The sequence below is a fragment of the Halochromatium sp. genome (genome assembly GCF_054919635.1).
Genome location: NZ_JBUDPI010000045.1, coordinates 1 through 16802, shown reverse-complemented (window position 1 = coordinate 16802; position 16802 = coordinate 1). Strand labels below are relative to the sequence as shown.

The following is a 16802-nucleotide window of genomic DNA, read 5'->3' as shown; positions in this document are numbered from 1 at the left end:
CGGCTGTTGGTGCGACCGAGGGAGAAAGAGCTGCAGTCCATCGAAGGGGTCAAGGAGATGACCAGCACCGCTGCAGAAGGACGCGCCTCGGTGCAGCTCGAGTTCATGGCTGGATTCGACAGCAAGCGCGCCCTCGCCGATGTCCGCGAACGGGTCGATATCGCGCAGAGCGAGCTGCCCGCCTCGACCGACGAGCCGAGCGTGCATGAGGTCAATGTCGCGCTGTTCCCGGTGCTGACCATCGCCCTCTCGGGGCCGATGCCCGAGCGCGGGCTGATCCGCATCGCCCGCGACCTCAAGGATCGCATCGAAACCCTCAGGGGCGTGCTCGAGGTCGACATCGGCGGCGACCGCGAGGCCTTGATGGAGGTGATCGTCGATCCGGCGATCATGCAGACCTATGGGGTCGATTACGGCGAGCTGTTCGATCTGATCAGCAGCAATAACCGCTTGGTCGCCGCCGGCGCCATGGATACCGGCGCCGGGCGCCTGGTGCTGAAGGTACCGGGTGTGGTCGAGACCATCGACGACATGCTCTCGATGCCGGTGAAGACCGCGGGTGATCGTGTCGTCACCTTTGGCGATGTCGCTAGCGTGCGCCGCGGCTTTAAGGACCCGGAAGGCTTCGCCCGCGTCGGCGGCCAGCCGGCCGTCACCCTTGAGATCAAGAAGCGAGTCGGCGCCAACATCATCGAGACCATCTCTGAAGTCCGCGAGATCGTCGAGCGCGAGCGCGAGCACTGGCCGGCCAGCCTTGAAGTGGCCTACATGCAGGATAAATCCGACGAGATCCGCGAGATGCTCGGCGACCTGCAGAACAACGTGCTCTCGGCCATCTTGCTGGTGATGATCGTGATTCTGGCCGCACTCGGCCTGCGCTCGGCACTGCTGGTTGGTATCGCCATCCCCGCCTCCTTCCTCACCACCATCCTGGTGCTGAACAGCCTCGGCTTCACGATCAACATCGTCGTCCTGTTCAGTCTGATCCTGGTGGTTGGCATGCTGGTGGACGGCGCGATCGTCGTCACCGAGCTGGCCGATCGGCGTCTCGCCGCCGGCCAGACGCCCATGGATGCCTACGCCGGTGCGGCCAAGCGCATGGCCTGGCCGGTCACGGCCTCGACCCTGACCACGCTGGCGGTATTCTTCCCGCTACTATTCTGGCCGGGACTGGTCGGCGAGTTCATGAAGTACCTGCCGATCACGGTGATCATCGCCCTCTCTGCCTCGCTGACCATGGCGCTGGTGTTCGTCCCAGTGCTGGGCCGGGCGATCAGCCGCGGCAGCGCCAGCCCCGAGATGACACGGCAGGCTGGGGACGGCCGCGTCACTGCCATCTATCTGAGACTTCTGGTGCCGCTGCTGCGGCGTCCCGCCACGACCCTGGGCGTTGCCCTGCTGGCGTTGGTCGGCTCCTATGTTGCTTATGCCCAATTCGGCAAGGGTGTTGAGTTCTTCCCCGAGGTCGAGCCGGAGATGGCGCTGGTCCAGGTGCATGCGCGTGGCGACCTGTCGATCCGCGAAAAGGATCGTATCGTGCGTCAAGTCGAGGCGCGCATCCTCGAGATGTCGGAGCTGGCCGCGGTCTATGCCCGCTCCTACAACAGCCCCTCCGGACAAGGCAGTGCCTCCGAGGACATGATCGGCACCATCCAGCTCGAGCTGATCGACTGGGACCAGCGCCGGCCGGCGGCGCTCATCCTCGACGAGATCCGAGCGCGCACCCAGGATATCCCCGGCATTCGCGTCGAGACCCGCAAGGCCGAAGGCGGTCCCTCCGAGGGCAAGCCGATCCAGATTGAACTCAGCGCGCGCGAGACCCGCCTGATCGCCGCCGAGGTCGAGCGCGTGCGCGCCATGATCGAGCATCTTGGCGGCTTCGCCGACGTCGAGGACAACCGCCCGCTTCCTGGGATCGAATGGCGGCTCGAGGTCAACCGCGAGCGCGCGGCGCGCTATGGCGCCAATGTCGCTTTGCTCGGCAATGCGGTGCAGCTAGTCACCCAGGGTATTCAGATCTCCGAGTATCGACCGGACGACAGCGATGACGAGGTCGACATCCGGGTGCGGTTTCCTTACGCCGAGCGCAATCTCGGCCAGCTTGACAGCCTCACGGTGCCAACCGCCAACGGCATGGTGCCAATCAGCAACTTTATCGAAGTGATCCCAGCTCCCAAGATCGGCACCCTCCATCGCGTTGACGGCCGCCGCGCGATCACCGTGCAGGCCGATGTTGCCGAGGGCGAGCTCGTCGACAGCCAGCTGCAGCGCCTGCGTGACGCCCTCGCCGAGACCCCAGGCAACAACCCAGCCAACCCAGCCGTCAGCATCCGTTTCAAGGGCGAAGACGCCGATCAGCGCGAGGCCGCGACCTTCCTGACCCAGGCCTTCATCAGCGCCATCGTCCTGATGGCCCTAGTGCTGATCACCCAGTTCAACAGCCTCTATCAGGCCTTCCTGGTCCTATCGGCGATCGTCTTCTCGACCGCGGGCGTGCTGATGGGCCTGCTGATCACCGGTCAGCCCTTCGGCATCGTCATGGTCGGGCTCGGCATCATCGCCCTCGCCGGGATCGTGGTGAATAACAATATCGTGTTGATCGACACCTACAATCGCATTCGACGCGAGGGCGAGGGAGCCATTGCCGCGGCCCTGGAGACTGGTCGTCGCCGACTGCGGCCGGTGTTTCTGACCGCCTTCACTACCGTGCTTGGACTGATGCCAATGGTGCTGTCGATGAATATCGACCTGGTGGGGCGCAACATCAGCTTTGGCGCACCCTCGACGCAATGGTGGACGCAGCTCGCCAGCGCAATTGTCGGCGGACTCAGCTTCGCGACTCTGCTAACCTTGGTCTTAACACCCTGTCTACTGGTGCTTGGAGACGATCTCAGCAACGCGTTTCGACGCCTTCGGCAACGATTGCCGCGCTCGCGAACCCCTCAGCTCGATGACGGCAGGCTCTCTCCGGACAGCCTTGACAGGGCTTAGCCGGCCGTCCCTGCCTCCGGAAACAATCGCCATGCATTTAACCCGCATCACCTATTGCAGCGAAATCGTCGATAACATCGGCAGCGAAGAACTGAGCGACATCCTCGATGTCTCTCGCCGCAACAATGATAAGAACGCAGTAACCGGGGTCTTGCTGTTCAATTCCGACTTTTTCTTGCAATGTCTCGAGGGCTCGCGCGCCGCTGTCAATAGTGTCTATTGCCGAATCTGCTGCGACAAACGCCATCACAATGTGCAGATCATGACCTATGACGAGGTGAGCCGGCGACTGTTCAGTGGCTGGGGTATGGCCTACCTACCCTGGACCGAAACGACGCGCAAGATCATCTCCCAATATTCCATTGGCGCCGAGTTCAACCCGTACCAGATGAGCGCCCAGAGCGCCATGGAGCTGCTCAACCAGCTCGGTCAACTCCTGCAAAAGGACCAAGAATAGCCAGCGCACGAGTGCAGATCGCGTGCGAGGCCCATGTTCATCGCAGGTCGCAACCCGAAAAGGTGAGGTCTTTGTTCCACGGCAAGCACCCCGATGACAACAAGCTCGTCGAGTCATACGCATAGGAATTCATGATGACCCACCAAGAAGCCGAGGAGCACGTCCCTGGCCGGCTACACGAGATCTTCGCCGCCCCCTACCACGCCTTCTCCAATGATGCCGTAGAGCGGCTCCTGCACATCCATATCATGCTGCATCTGCTCGTCGTCCGCCCCATGCGACGGCGACATTTGATCTTGCGCGTCATCCACGGCTGGGAAAATGGCAGCTTCGCACCAGACGAGCTTCAGTACATCGATTATCCCCTGCACACGTTCGACGATTACCAGCAGGCCAACCAGACCTTTCAGCAAGCCAGAGAGCAGCAAGAACCGTTGCCAAACAGCGGAGCGTCATTGTTGGCCGTACCACTGGATAACGCGATTGCTGCAGCCAGAGCGCGAGGTCAAGACATCGACGAATCAACGCGCTCGACGCCTGCTCGCTGGCCGAGCTTCCCTAAGGGACTGAGCCTTTACACCCTATTCAAGATGTATAACCGCCTTGTCTATGGCGAGGACGACGCCTACCGCTCAAGCCATTGCATGACAGAGGAAGGTCTGCGCGAGATCCACGAATTCCACTTGGAGGAAGGCGAGTTCGCGATCGTGATCCCCCCGGGTCCGCAGCACAAGACCGAGAACACCCTGATGATCATGCACGAAAGCCAATTATCTCCGGTGGCCACCATCTTCGCGCTGAGCATACCGCTGTTCGAATAAGCGGCTCCCAAGCCGCAAGCGTTTTGAGTCAATGGCGGCGGGTCGCGGATGGCGGGTCGCCCGGGCGACGTTCGACCAAGAGCTCACGCAGCGTTTCCTTGAGCACAGGCGGTGGTACCGGCTTGACCAGATAGGCATCCGCGCCGGCACTGAGCATCCGCTCCTGATCATCGCGCAGCGATGACGCTGACCAGCCGATCACCAAGCCCTGATAGCCGTCGTCACGCAAGCTGCGCACCAATGACGCACCATCGGTCTCGCCAAGATTGAGGTCGATGATAACGATCGACGGCGTCGCCGATTCAAAGTGCCGCCGAACCGAGGCAGCATCGGTTGCCTCGTCTACCGGGTAGCCCAACGCCTTGATCACATGGCGATAGAGGATGCGAATACCGGGAGAGTCCTCAACCAGAAGCACCGGTAGACGCGACGGCAGCATCGCGGCGGCTCGCATCGAAGCCACCGTAGGGTGGCCGGGCTGAGCCTGGTCGCCCTCATGTGCGATTTCCGTCAGTGGTAGCTGGACGCGGAACACCGCACCACCACCCTGACGGTCGCCGATGCTAAGCGTGCCGCCCAGGAGTCGGATGATCTGCAAGCTGATCGCAAGCCCAAGTCCAACCCCGCTCTGCTTGCCAACGCGCTCACCGCGTTGAAACGGCAGCAGGATACGCTCCCGCTGCGCCTCGGGAATACCCGGCCCGGTATCGGCAATGGCAACCCGCAGGGCCTCCCCGCTCCACTCGGCACTGAGCTCGACAAAGCCTTGGTCGGTCTATTTGATCGCGTTACTGGCCAGATTGATGATCACCTGACGCAGCCGAGTCGCATCGGTCTCCACCCAGTCCGGCAGCCCCCCCCCCGGCGCCTCGAAGCGAAACCTCAGCCCGCGCTGCTCAGCCATCGGGCGCATCATTGCCGCTGTTTCTTCGAGCAGCAACGCGAGATCAGTGGGCGCCGGATGCATCGCCAGTTGGCCGGTCTCCAGGCTGGCCTGATCGAGCACATTGTTGACCAACGACAGCAGATAGCCACTGCCCGATTCGATCGCCGTCAAGCTCTCCTCAATGTCCGGGCTCGCTTGAGCAGCCCGCTCCCGCAAGAGCTCGGAATGACCAATGATGGCGGTCAACGGCGTGCGCAGCTCGTGCGAAAGACCGGCAATGAAGCGGGTCTTGATCTTATTGAGCTCATCGAGCTCAAGGTTGCGACTCTCAAGCTCGGCGCGGGCTGCCTCTAGCTCCTCGAGGCTCCGACGGAGCTTGCTGTTGAGCAGGTTGACCTCATTCGCATGCTGCTGAACGGCTTGGCGCTCAGCGTGCTCGCGCGAGACATCGGTGAGTAGCAGATGAGCGCCGCTGGCAATCGGCTGGATCAGCACATCGGCGTGGACCCCGGCAGCAACCTCAACCATGGCCCAGCGCTCCTCGGTCTCAAGCTCGCAGCCATGCATCAGGGGCAAGGGCCCGCGAACATCATCGCCGGGCTTGAGCTGGCCAAGGCCATAACGTCCGGCATCGCCAGTCACCTCAACGACGGCATAGTCCGATGTCAGCTCTACCAGGCAAGGATGCGCCTGGGAGATCAACAGTGCACGCAGATGGCGACCAATAGACAACGGCAAGGCCATCGACGCTACTCCTATCGTTAAGGATCATTGAGCATACCGGCTGCCAAGCGACGAAACGCCAGCTCGACACCCTCGCCAGTCAGCGCGCTGGTCTCAAGCCAGTCCAGTGCATCAGGCAGTCGGGTACGAGCCAAGGCAGGCTGCAGCCGACACTGATCGCGGAGATCGCTCTTATTGCCGAGGAAGACATAGGGTAGCGGGCGCACCGCGGCAGCAACCGCGTCATGCAGCGTCACACAGGCATCGAGTGTTTCAGGACGGGTACGATCCGCCACCAGCAGATAGCCAGCGGCACCGCGGGCATAGCGCAGAAAGAGCTGGGTTGGCGCGTCAGTGCCAGCGACATCCCAGATTGCGAGTTTGAGCGCCCGACCATGGTCCAGCGCAACCTGCTTGGTGTCGACCTTCACACCGAGTGTCGTCAAGTACTTATCAGAGAACTGATTGTTGACGAAGCGCTGCACGAGGCTGGTCTTGCCTACCGCAAAGTCGCCGAGGATACAGATCTTGCGGCTTTCCATCGGACTATCCGACCCAGCACGGCGGCAGCGCCACAGGGTCTAACTGAACCCGTAGCTGAGCTTGCTCGGCAACGGCAGCCGAATCCTCGGGCGGCTCGAAGCCTGGGCGCGGGACCGGGTGCAGGATCTCGGTCGGCACGCCGCGCTCACCGAGCTGACGGATCACCTGCTCGGCCCGCCGCTCGCGCAGCCAGGTCTGCCAACGACCGCTACCTGCTTGATCCGAGTAGCCAATGACATCGATCTCCAGTTCGAACGGCACCGTTTGTTGAAGCGCTACAAGCGCCTTGATCTGGGCCGCTGCTCGATCCAACGGCTCCTCCGCGCTTGGCAGCAAGCGATGGTTGTCGCCAAATTCAACTCGTGTTTCATCAAGGTCCGCAACGATCGCCTCCGCCTGAGCTAGCTCCGCAACCCTCAAGCCCTGATGATCGCAGCCTACCAGCCCAGCAACCGCAGACAAACCTGTGGGCACGGCCTTGATCCAGTCCCAAGGCGCGACCCCGGACAGGATCAGCTCGGCATCATCGATCGCCACGTCAACCTCGTCGGGTGGCTCGATCGCGGCCTTCACCCGATCGAGCAGGCTTGTCTCTTCTGTGATCATGGCCGAGAGATCAATGCGATCGACGCCCGGCGGCAGCACCCGCAAGGCTTGCACAGCCTCGATCCAGGCGTCCGAAGCCTGACCACGCACCCGAAGCACCGCGTTGCTCAAGCTGAGCCTCAGTGTTTCTGGTGGCTTAAGCTGTTGCCTGACCCGCTCGAGCACGATGGGAGCATCCGCCGAAATGTAAGGCCTCGTCTGTAACTGCAGCCACGCGGAGACTGTCTCATCGGCGATCACCGCCTCGGGCGCCTCGGCCAATGGATCGACCAAGAGATGCGCGCGCTGCGCGCCGGAAGGCCTCCAGCTCACCACGACCAGACCCGGCGCCTGCTCGAGACGATTGCGCGCGGCATCGAGCCGTTGCCCCCAAAGGTACTGCGTCCAGCCTAGCCAACCGAGCCCAGAAAGCAGCGCTAAGCCGATCAGTCCCCAGGGTATCCATTGCGCCCGGCCCGAGTCCTCTTGCGCAGACTCTCGATAGGCGAGGGTTAGGCAGTCTTGCAATAATGGCTCGACCCCCGCCAGTGACGATTTGTTGCCGTCAAAGGCCTCGAGCTGCTTGCGGAAGCTAAGATGCAGGTCGCGCAGGGTCCGATCAAGCTGCTCGCGCAGCGAGCGCGGCGGCACGCCAGTGATCACGCAGGCCAGGGTCGCCTTGGGCCCACGCAGTACCCAGAGCGAGCGACCACCGATCTCGACGCTTTCCAACCCCTCGTTGGTGCCGGTAAAGGAATCTTGGATAAAGTCCTGAATCGCGGTCAGCATCGCTGACATCGCATCTTCATCCTTGAGTGTCGTCTGGGTTTCGGCCAAGGCATGCTCGATCAAGAGCCCGGTGTCGTTATGGATCAGGTAAGCCGCATCGACGCGGTATAGCAGCGTATTCTTCAGCACAACCTCGGCAAACGAGGTGCCCGAGCGCCAGGCCTCGACACGCCATCGCAGACCCTTGATCGATAGACTGTGCTCGACAGCCTGATTGATCGACTGCACGATGCCCTTGAGGGCCTCACTGATCGCGCGCCGGATCGCTGGCCCCATCACCGGAAACAGTGCATCCGCAAAGCCTTGCGGATCGCGCTCCACAGAGCGTTGAATACATTGATCCACCGGTCGTTGCAGCGCGCGGACCAGGCGGCCATCCTCGACGCCGAGCTGCATGGCATCGGGCAAGGCCTCGGCGATCTCCGTCGCGCGCTGCTCCGGGTCATCGAGACGCTGCTGCAAGGCGCTCAGTCGCGCTCGATCTTCAGCAAGCAACAGTCCTCGCACCTGCTCCAGCGCTGCTCGATCACCTGCCGCGCTCATCGTGCTCGAGGCCGCCGAGGTGGTCGCCCCAGCCGCCGCGCTGCTCGCATGGCCCGATCCTCCTTCGGGTGTCGAGCTCGAGCCAGAGCTTGAGCCTGGCGCCGATACTGAGCTGTCGGTCGGGGGCATAGGCTTAACGAAGTGCTCACAGCGAAGGGAACGAGCCAAGACCTCGCGGTGACGTCTCGGAATGGCCCAGATGAAGGAGCACGACGCCAGGGTGGCGGCGGCTCAGGCAGTCGGCTCAGGCGGTCGGCGCAGCCGTTGCGCGACCTCGCTGAACAGACGCGATAGCTCATCGCGATCCGCCTTAACCTGTTGCAAGTGCTCGTGCTCTTGCTCAAGCTCCGTCTCAAGTGCTTGCAGCCGTTCATCCAGGGCCGATTCTAACGCCCTAGCCTGCGCGAGCAGGGCCCTCTCCCGGGCGCTGGTCTCAGTGGCCAATTCGCCTTTGATTGATTCTAGACCCTTGTTGAGCGCTTGCATCAGCTCCTTCGCCAACACCTCCAGCCCTTCCAGTCGCTCGGAGAGCCGCTGCACCGATGCACTGCGTTCTTCGCGATCGCGCCGCTGGGCCCGGCTTAACCGGGTCAGCTCGCCCCGCATCAAAGACTCGAGCTGCTCGAGCTGCGCCTGCTGCTCCGTGCGCAGACGCTCGAGCACCTCGGCCTGCTGAGCCTCCACCGCTCGCAGCCGGCGCTCCATCTCGTTCAGCTGATCGCCGAGCAACAGCTGGCGAAATCGCGCCATCTCCGAGGCACCAGACCGCTGGTGCGGCGCTGTCGACGGCTTCGCATCCGTAGACTCGCGTTCCTCCGCAGGGGAGAGATTCGCGGTTGACACCGCTTGAGATGCACGCGGGTAATCACTCATTCAAGGCCGCCCCCAGTGACATAGACGTAAGCACCCACGGCAAGCCAACGCAGGCTCAGGCCAAGCACAAGACCGTGATTATGCCGCATCGGCACCGATCTCGCCGATCTTGCCGTCGTTCGTATGCCTCGCAGCCCTTTCTTAGCGATCGCCCGCGCAGTTCGCTGCGCAACCGTTGGAGCGGACCTCGACGTCAGACCCAGCCTCGGCATCGATAGCACCATCAAGCGCGTCAGCATCGTGGTTCTGCCCAAGCTCGAAGCGAAAGAAGGCAACACGGCCGCTCTCGTCGGCCTGACTGGTACCGATCAGTGCCGCATCGTTCGTGAGCGCCACCGTCATGCCATAGCTCGGATTGGCAGGACCAGCGCGGAGGAGAGGCGTCAACGGGCTCCAGGTATTCCCCAGGCGACGAAGCAGATAGCCGCCCCCAAGCCATTCGGTCGATCCGAGACGCTGGTTTTGTTCCTGGTCGAGATAGGCCCCGGCGAGTGCAGCGTCACCGGTCAGCGCGACAGAGACACCGAAACGCGCACCCGTTGGCGCAGGCGTCAGCTTCTGCCGCTGCACCCACCTGCTCTCGGTGCGCTCGAACAGATAGACAGCGCCGGCATTGCTGCCCTGATCGTCGTCACCCCAGGCACCGATCACGGCCCAATCATCAGCTAGGGCCACCGAGTAGCCAAAATACTGCCCGGCGCGCGCATCCTTGGCCATCAGTTTCTGCACCTGCTGCCAGCCTCCTTCACCGCGCTCGAACAGGTAAGCCGCACCCGCAAGCCGGCCGCGCTCGTTGTCGCGGTAGGCACCGATCAGCGCTCGCTGCTCAGTCAACGCCAGCGCCGAGCCGAATTGCGCGTCGAGCGATGGATCAGCCGCTATGAGCTTCGCCTCGCGCTCCCAGCCCTGCTTGCCGCGCACGAAGACATGCACCGCACCGGCTCCACTGCCAGCCTCTTGATCGCCCGGGGCGCCGACCAACGCCGTCTTACCAGCGAGCGCAACGGTTCGCCCAAAGGCCGCTCGCACACCACCATCGCCACCGCTGAGCCGCGCATCCTCGCGCCATTCGCCGTCCGCATGTCGATAGAGATAGGCAAGGCCGGCCTGATCACCTTCAACCGTCGCCGACGGCGCGCCGATTAGCAGATACTCGCCCGAAATGGCAAGGGCACGACCAAAGCCAGCGCCGATCTCACCATCACGAGCCAACAGGGTGCGGCTCTGACCAAGCCCAAACTGATCGCGCTCGAACAGATAGGCCGCCCCAGCAAGCTCGGCCTGCTGGGTCCGAGCCTTGGGCGCCCCGATCAAGGCATAGGCATCGGACAGCGCCACCGCAGCGCCAAAGCGATCACCGACCGGCGCTTCCGGCGTGCTCAAGCGACCCTGTACCTGCCAGCCATCGGCATTGGCATCGGCGCTGGGCACGAACGCCTGCACTACACCAGGATTCAGCCCAACCTCGTCGAGCACCGCACCGACCAGCAGCGTCTCCCCAGACAGCGCCACCGAGATACCGAAACCGGTATCCAATGGCTCACCGCTGAGCACCGCACGCCGCCGCCAGCCCCGCTGGCCGCGCTCGAACAGGTAGGCAGCCCCCGAGGCTGGGTCCAGACTGTCATCGCGGTAGGCACCGATCAGAGCCCGCTTCGCATCCAAGGCGACGGCATAGCCGAAGTGTGCCTGATCAACCTTGCCGCGCAGCTTCGCTTGCTGGCGCCAACCCCCTTTGCGACGCTGAAACAGATAGGCGGCGCCAGCATCCGGCGCCTGCTCGTTGTCACGCCAGGCGCCGATGAGGGCGCTCTCTCCGGCGAGCGCGACGGAAAAGCCGAAGAAGCTGAGATCCGTGCCATCGCTGGCGGTGAGCTTGGCCTGCTGCTGCCAGCCGTCTTCGACGCGGCTGAAGACGTAGGCCGCGCCCGAATCGATGCCCTGAACATCGTGGCGATAGGCGCCGATCAGCAGGGTCTCGCCATCGCCTGCCCTGTCCAGGGCAACCGAAGCACCAAACCGGTCGTCGGTGCGACCATCCTCGGCCTTGAGCTTGGCCTGCTCGACCCAGCCAGCGTCGGAACGCTTGAACACATAGGCAGCGCCGGAGTTGACGCCGTTGTCGCGATCACCATAGGCACCGATCAGCGCGGTGTCTTTGGCCAGCGCAACGGCGCGCCCGAAGAGATCGCCCGAGGAGGCCTCGGCCGCGGTCAACCGCTGCACCTGCTCCCAGCCCCTGCCGCGACGCTCGAACAGATAGGCCGCGCCCGCGTCACCGGCGAAATAGGCATCACCACCCCCAAGCGGGGCCCCAATCAGTGCTCGCTCGCCGTCAAGCGCGACGGCAGCGCCGAAGAAATCGCCGGCCTTTGCATCCGCAGCGGTGAGCTTCGCCTCAGGAGACCAGCGATTCCCGCGCCGCGTAAACACATAGGCCGCACCGGCATCACGACCGCGCTCATCATCGAGCCAGGCACCCACCAGCGCCGTATCGCCGGATAGCGCAATCGACCAACCGAAAAAGTCACCACCCGCGATCCCAGCCGAGCTGATGCGTTGTTCATGGATGACCATGACCGCGGGCGCCGATGCCGAGCCAGATGCCGAGCCAGTTACCGAACCGGATTCTGGCCCAGATTCCGACCCAGATGAACCATCGGGCTCAAGCCTACTTGGCTCTGCGGATTCTTGATCAGGCGTCGTTTCAAGCGCCGAAGTAGCGCCGACAAGCACTACCACCAGCAAGAAGACGAGCGCACAGGGTGCGACGCGCGCCGCCACGACCTAAGGCAGCGGCCGGGCCATCTGATTGACATCGACCCCCATGGCACCGACGCTTCGGTTCAGCCCATGGAAGCGCACGGCAATATCGTGCAGATTGGCATCCATGATCGCGACCGAATCCCCGAGACGGGCAGCAGCGCGGTCCATGAACGCGACCGATTGCTCCATCGCCGTCACATGGGTCGACATCTCACGCATCTGCTCCGCGACCACCGGCATCAGCAGGACATTGCGCTCGATGGCATCGACCTCGACGCTGATCTGATCCATACGATCCGAGACGCGGGTGAAGAGGCTATTCATCTCTTGCATGCGCGTGATCACCAGCCGCACCTCGTCGGTCAGATCGTTGACGAAGTAGAGATTGGAGAGCGCGAGCGCCGCGACCAGCCCGATCACGATACGCACCCAGAGCTCGACCCCGCGGTGACGGCGCCCGGTCAGGCTGTCGCTGCGATCCAGATCCTGCTCGAGATCGGCCATGAGCTCGGTCAGGGCCTCGATGCGATCACGCTCGATCATGAGATAGCACTCGGGATGGCCTAGGGCTGAAGGTGGCTCGGTCGGGGCTCGGTTGCGCGCTCAGCAGGTGCTGAGCAGGTGTTCAGCGAAATGGGTTCATCCAGTTAAACATCCGCATCGGCTGCGACAGTTGGTTCACGTCCTGCCCCATACGCCCCACGGTATCCTCCATCAGACGGAATGAGTGGCGCATATCGGTGAGATTGGTCGACATCGTACCGACGCTGTCATCGATGATTGCGATCGCTTGGGCGATCTGGGTGACATCCTGGGACATGAAGGCAACCCCGCCGTGCATGCTATCAACGTGGGCGATCACCGTCGGCAGGCTCTGCATACCCGTGTCGATGACCTGCATCGAATGCTCGATGCGGTCCATATTGTCTGCAACCTGAGCAAAATGCTCATTCAAGCCAGTCACCGCGGCGGTTGCATCCGGGATCTGGCGCGAGAGGATGATGGTCAGGAACGACAATGACGCAACCAGCACGATGACCGCCCCAAACAGCAGCTGATACAGCAGCGCCACCCGCGCCTCAATCCGGCTCTGGCGGGCGTCGATGCGACGCATCAGGGCCGCGAAGCGGTCCATGGCTTGATCCAGCGCTTGCTCGTCTTTCAGCTCCATGGCTCAGCCTTCGGACGCGTCCGGATTAGGCTCAGCTGGAGCCGCCCTAGCTCGGTTGGGCTCAGCTGGGTTGGCCTCATTTGTGCTCGCCTCATCGCCGGCGTCGATGCTCAGGACCGACGTGGCAACCGCTCTGGCCGCAAAGGGTCCGGCCAGCAGATCATCGCCTGGCCCGGCCAGCCCCGGCCAGAAACAGGCATCGCGCGTGCTGCAGCGTGACAGCATTAGCGCCACTGCGAAGTCACTCGGATCGCGGTCGGCCAACGGTTGAAAGATCGACTCGGCCCGCTCCCAATCGGCTTCGAGCAAGGCATCGAGCCCGGCCTCGTAGCGAGCGATGGCCTCCAACCGCGCGGGTGGCAGCATGCGATCGCGGCGATCGATCAGCTCGAAGATCTCGAGTTTCCGTGCACCACTGCTCAGCGGCAGTACATCGAGCCGCCGTGTCCAATAGCGATCCGCGACCTGCTGCCGGGCTTCAGCACTGATGATGATCCTGGTGCCATAGCGCCGGTTCAGTTGATGAAGATCCCAGCCCAGAGCGACGTTATCGCCAATCGCGGTCCAGCTCATGCGTTGGCGCGAGCCGATGGCGCCAACGATGGCACGGCCATGGTGGACCGAGAACAGGTTAAGCGGCGGCTCGGGCTCCCCAGGTGTCAGCGACTTGGCCCACTCGGCATGCAGAGCCGTCTCGGCATCGCGACAGGCGAGCACGGCACGACAGGCACGATCCACGCTGTCGTCGACGGCCACCGGTGCACCCCAGAAGGCCAGAATGCTCTCGCCAAGGAAGTTATCGATGGTGCCCTTATGCCGAAGGATCGTGTTTGTGAACACATCGAGCTGGCGCGCCAAGAGCTCGGTGATCCGTGCGGGTGGCAGCGCCTCACAGAGATTCGCGAGATCCGATGCGCCAGTAAAGAGCAGCGTCAGCTCGCGGACCTCAGCTCCCGGCTCTACCCGCTTACCGGATTGAATCAGCCGCCGACCGACATCGATAGGGACGAACTTTTCCAGCGAGCGCAGGCCCTGACTCATCTTCCAGAGCGCCTCGTCCATCGCCTTGATCTCGGCGAAGCGTGATGGCACCCGCTTGACATCGGCGAAGCGGAACTCGCGGATCAGCTCGGTATTGCGAACCAGCCTTTTGAGCGGCTGAAACAGACGAAGCGCCAAGAAGGAGACCGCGATCGCCGCGGCCAGCAGCAAGATCAGCGAGATCGCCGCCGCCTCGCTGAACAATCGCCGCGCGGACTCCAGCAATGAAGTCTCGGGAACCACGACCATCAGCTCCCAATCGTCACCGACCCCCGGCGGAAACGCCTGCCGTTGGGAAAGAAAACGCTGGCCCGCGGTGCGCGTCAGGCTGTACTCGACACGGTTGATGGCCGAGACCCGGGACGACTGCGGAGCTTCCAGATAGGCATCGACCAGCCAGGCTGCACTGAGGTCGTCGACCCGCGGCAACTGCACAACTTCACCGGCCACAGCGGCCTCTGAGTCCGTCGTCCCGGTATCTACAGGCGCTGTGCCCGGATTCGCGTCCCCAGCAGCACTCGGCGTTGGCTTGACATCTGTACCTTGGGACCCGCCTCCCTGATCAAGTGGGCGCTCAAATTGGCGCCCACTCTGGCGCAGCTCGACGCTCTGCGGAAAGGCGATCAACTGCCGGTCGGGACCGACGATCACCGCGATTCCGCCCCGTGTGATGCGCTGCTCACTCAGGAATTGCGAGAGGCTGCTCAGTGAGATGTCGACCCCGACTACGCCGATCAGCGAGCCATCGGACTCGCGGACCGCAACCGCAGCCGTGATGCCGCGCTCGCCGGTTCCCGCAAACTGATAGACGGGCGACCAGTGCAGCCCCTCGTTAGCAGCAGCCTGGCGAAACCACTGACGTCTGCGCGGATCATAGGTTGCTTCGCCGTTGATATGGGCGATCGGTGCGAAATCCGGACCGCGATAGATGAGCCGCTCCGTCACCTCGCTTGCGTGTCCATCCTGCTCTGCCTGGCGACGGATCAGTCGCGTCATCCATTGCGGTGAGCTGCTGGCCTGGATGAAATCGCCGTCGGCGCCAGCGACATAGATGGATTCGAGCTGTGGCAATAGGCTTAACTGCCGCCCGAACAGGCGAAACAACGCCTGATAATCCTCGAGACCGCGCTCGCTGACCAAGAGCGCATTGATCTCGGCCATATCGCGTGCTGCCTCGAATCGAGCCGAGGTCTCCGCCACCACCTTGGCCGACATCTCCGAGAGGATATCCGCCGAGAGATCGAGCGAGACCCGCGTCGCATGTCGGTAGGTATTGACCGACACCGCAAAGACCGTCAGCGCCAGCAGGCCGACAAACAGCGCCACGAAGGCGACCTTGTAGCTACGGATCACCGCATGCGCCCTCGGCCGACCCAATAGCCGCAACGCCGCGATAGGCAGCGGCGGCATCGGTGTGATGTCCCAACAGGAACGACTGGCGCACGTCGACGAGCGCCCGCCCGCTGAGCGCAGTGCGTCCAACGAGCATCCTGAAACGCATGCTGTCGCGGTCGGTGAGCGTAAGCTCCACCGGCCAGCGCTGGCCGCCGACCTCAAGCGTCGAGGCGATCACCGGTCGTTCCTCACGATGACCGCCAGAATCGGTCACAGGGCGTTGATCGAGCAAGGGCGCGCAACAATTCACGACGAGATCGTCCCGACCCTGGAGCGGGTGCACCGCGAAGCGCACCCAGTCCACACCGTCCTTGGTAAAGCGCTCGACCTGAAACGCGTGCAGGGCTGAGGTGCGCGCCCCGGTATCCACCTTGGCCTTGATCAGCGGCAGGCCGAGCTCGGGCAGGCCAACCCACTCGCGCCAACCCAGGGTTACCGGGGCATCAACCATCAAGCACCACTCATGAACATATTCATCATCAGCTTATTCAGACGACCGACGAAGGCCGAGGGATCATCGAGCTGACCACCTTCGGCAAGGATAGCCTGATCGAGCAGGATCATGCCGAGATCATCGAAACGGCCTTGATCCGACTCGGCCTCCAAGCGACGCACCATCGGATGGTCCAGGTTGAGCTCAAGCGTTGGCTTCATGCTCGGGGCGTCCTGACCCACGGCCTTGAGCACGCGCGCCAGGTTGGCGCTCATATCATGCTCGCCGACGACGATGCAGGCCGGCGAATCCACCAGTCGGGTCGACACACGCACCGCCTCAACGCGCTCGCCAAGCGAGTCCTTGAGCCGCTTGAGGAGATCCCCGTGCTCCTTCTCGGCCTGCTCGGCCTTTTCCTTTTCCTCCTTATCGGCTAGGTCGCCCAGGTCGAGCTTGCCTTTGGTCACCGACTGCAGGTGTTTCTCCTTGTACTCGTGCAGGTTGGTCACGAGCCACTCGTCGACCCGATCCGAGAGCAAGAGCACCTCGACGCCCTTCTTGCGGAACACCTCCAGGTGTGGGCTATGACGTGCGGCCGCCGGGCTATCGGCGGTGATGTAGTAGATGTCCTTCTGACCCTCCTTCATACGCTCGATGTATTCATCGAGCGAGACCGTCTGCTCGTCGTTGTCATTATGCGTGCTGGCGAAACGCAGCAGACCGCCGATACGCTCGCGATTGCCGAAGTCCTCGGCCGGGCCTTCCTTGAGCACCTTACCGAACTC

General features: G+C 63.1%; 12 protein-coding genes and 2 pseudogenes. 3 read left to right on the top strand and 11 right to left on the bottom strand.

The features are described 5' to 3' along the window. The 3 genes from ACY693_RS04790 to ACY693_RS04780 all read left to right on the top strand — a co-directional run. Window positions 1-2991 (top strand): efflux RND transporter permease subunit (locus ACY693_RS04790; protein WP_462320690.1); only part of this gene is annotated, 2991 nt, incomplete at its 5' end. A 31-nt stretch (window positions 2992-3022) separates the two neighbouring features. Then, window positions 3023-3448, top strand: coding sequence for a BLUF domain-containing protein (locus tag ACY693_RS04785; protein ID WP_462320689.1), 426 nt, complete (start codon window positions 3023-3025; stop codon window positions 3446-3448). Window positions 3449-3582: 134 nt separating this feature from the next. Continuing rightward, complete coding sequence (locus tag ACY693_RS04780; protein WP_462320688.1) at window positions 3583-4269, top strand: hypothetical protein; 687 nt, start codon at window positions 3583-3585, stop codon at window positions 4267-4269. 28 nt (window positions 4270-4297) lie between these two features. Here ACY693_RS04780 and ACY693_RS04775 read toward each other — a convergent pair. The 11 genes and pseudogenes from ACY693_RS04775 to ACY693_RS04725 form a co-directional block, all read right to left on the bottom strand. Beyond that, window positions 4298-5026: pseudogene (locus ACY693_RS04775) on the bottom strand (hybrid sensor histidine kinase/response regulator); the annotation flags it as partial. Between the two features lie 18 nt (window positions 5027-5044). After that, window positions 5045-5899 (bottom strand): sensor histidine kinase, encoded by an 855-nt coding sequence (locus tag ACY693_RS04770; RefSeq protein ID WP_462320687.1) that lies wholly within the window; start codon window positions 5897-5899, stop codon window positions 5045-5047. A gap of 17 nt (window positions 5900-5916) precedes the next feature. Next, window positions 5917-6420 (bottom strand): Rab family GTPase, encoded by a 504-nt coding sequence (locus ACY693_RS04765; RefSeq protein WP_462320686.1) that lies wholly within the window; start codon window positions 6418-6420, stop codon window positions 5917-5919. 4 nt (window positions 6421-6424) lie between these two features. Next, a complete protein-coding gene (locus tag ACY693_RS04760; protein WP_462320685.1) occupies window positions 6425-8467 on the bottom strand; it encodes an OmpA family protein in 2043 nt (680 codons plus the stop codon). A 102-nt stretch (window positions 8468-8569) separates the two neighbouring features. Next, window positions 8570-9088: a hypothetical protein gene (locus tag ACY693_RS04755; protein WP_462320684.1), complete on the bottom strand. Its 519-nt coding sequence runs from the start codon at window positions 9086-9088 to the stop codon at window positions 8570-8572. A gap of 264 nt (window positions 9089-9352) precedes the next feature. After that, entirely contained in the window at window positions 9353-11788 is a 2436-nt protein-coding gene (locus ACY693_RS04750) for a hypothetical protein (protein ID WP_462320683.1), read from the bottom strand. Between the two features lie 210 nt (window positions 11789-11998). After that, window positions 11999-12520 carry a hypothetical protein gene (locus ACY693_RS04745; protein WP_462320682.1) on the bottom strand — a complete coding sequence of 174 codons (522 nt, stop codon included), beginning with the start codon at window positions 12518-12520 and terminating at the stop codon, window positions 11999-12001. Between the two features lie 82 nt (window positions 12521-12602). Then, window positions 12603-13148, bottom strand: coding sequence for a hypothetical protein (locus tag ACY693_RS04740; protein ID WP_462320681.1), 546 nt, complete (start codon window positions 13146-13148; stop codon window positions 12603-12605). Window positions 13149-13151: 3 nt separating this feature from the next. Then, window positions 13152-15599 carry a cache domain-containing protein gene (locus tag ACY693_RS04735; protein WP_462320680.1) on the bottom strand — a complete coding sequence of 816 codons (2448 nt, stop codon included), beginning with the start codon at window positions 15597-15599 and terminating at the stop codon, window positions 13152-13154. After that, complete coding sequence (locus tag ACY693_RS04730; protein WP_462320679.1) at window positions 15532-16035, bottom strand: ATP-dependent zinc protease family protein; 504 nt, start codon at window positions 16033-16035, stop codon at window positions 15532-15534. Before ACY693_RS04730 ends, ACY693_RS04735 begins: the two co-directional genes overlap by 68 nt. Then, a pseudogene (locus tag ACY693_RS04725) lies at window positions 16035-16802 on the bottom strand (molecular chaperone HtpG); the annotation flags it as partial. The gene ACY693_RS04730 and the pseudogene ACY693_RS04725, both read right to left, overlap by 1 nt.

Bases quoted from the DNA above. Each gene is read 5' to 3' on its own strand.
- ACY693_RS04755 (WP_462320684.1), bottom strand. From the start codon at position 9,088: ATGGCGCGATTTCGCCAGCTGTTGCTCGGCGATCAGCTGAACGAGATG.
- ACY693_RS04780 (WP_462320688.1), top strand. From the start codon at position 3,583: ATGACCCACCAAGAAGCCGAGGAGCACGTCCCTGGCCGGCTACACGAG.
- ACY693_RS04750 (WP_462320683.1), bottom strand. From the start codon at position 11,788: ATGGTCATCCATGAACAACGCATCAGCTCGGCTGGGATCGCGGGTGGT.
- ACY693_RS04765 (WP_462320686.1), bottom strand. From the start codon at position 6,420: ATGGAAAGCCGCAAGATCTGTATCCTCGGCGACTTTGCGGTAGGCAAG.
- ACY693_RS04770 (WP_462320687.1), bottom strand. From the start codon at position 5,899: ATGGCCTTGCCGTTGTCTATTGGTCGCCATCTGCGTGCACTGTTGATC.
- ACY693_RS04730 (WP_462320679.1), bottom strand. From the start codon at position 16,035: ATGGTTGATGCCCCGGTAACCCTGGGTTGGCGCGAGTGGGTTGGCCTG.
- ACY693_RS04735 (WP_462320680.1), bottom strand. From the start codon at position 15,599: ATGCCGCCGCTGCCTATCGCGGCGTTGCGGCTATTGGGTCGGCCGAGG.
- ACY693_RS04745 (WP_462320682.1), bottom strand. From the start codon at position 12,520: ATGATCGAGCGTGATCGCATCGAGGCCCTGACCGAGCTCATGGCCGAT.
- ACY693_RS04785 (WP_462320689.1), top strand. From the start codon at position 3,023: ATGCATTTAACCCGCATCACCTATTGCAGCGAAATCGTCGATAACATC.
- ACY693_RS04740 (WP_462320681.1), bottom strand. From the start codon at position 13,148: ATGGAGCTGAAAGACGAGCAAGCGCTGGATCAAGCCATGGACCGCTTC.
- ACY693_RS04760 (WP_462320685.1), bottom strand. From the start codon at position 8,467: ATGCCCCCGACCGACAGCTCAGTATCGGCGCCAGGCTCAAGCTCTGGC.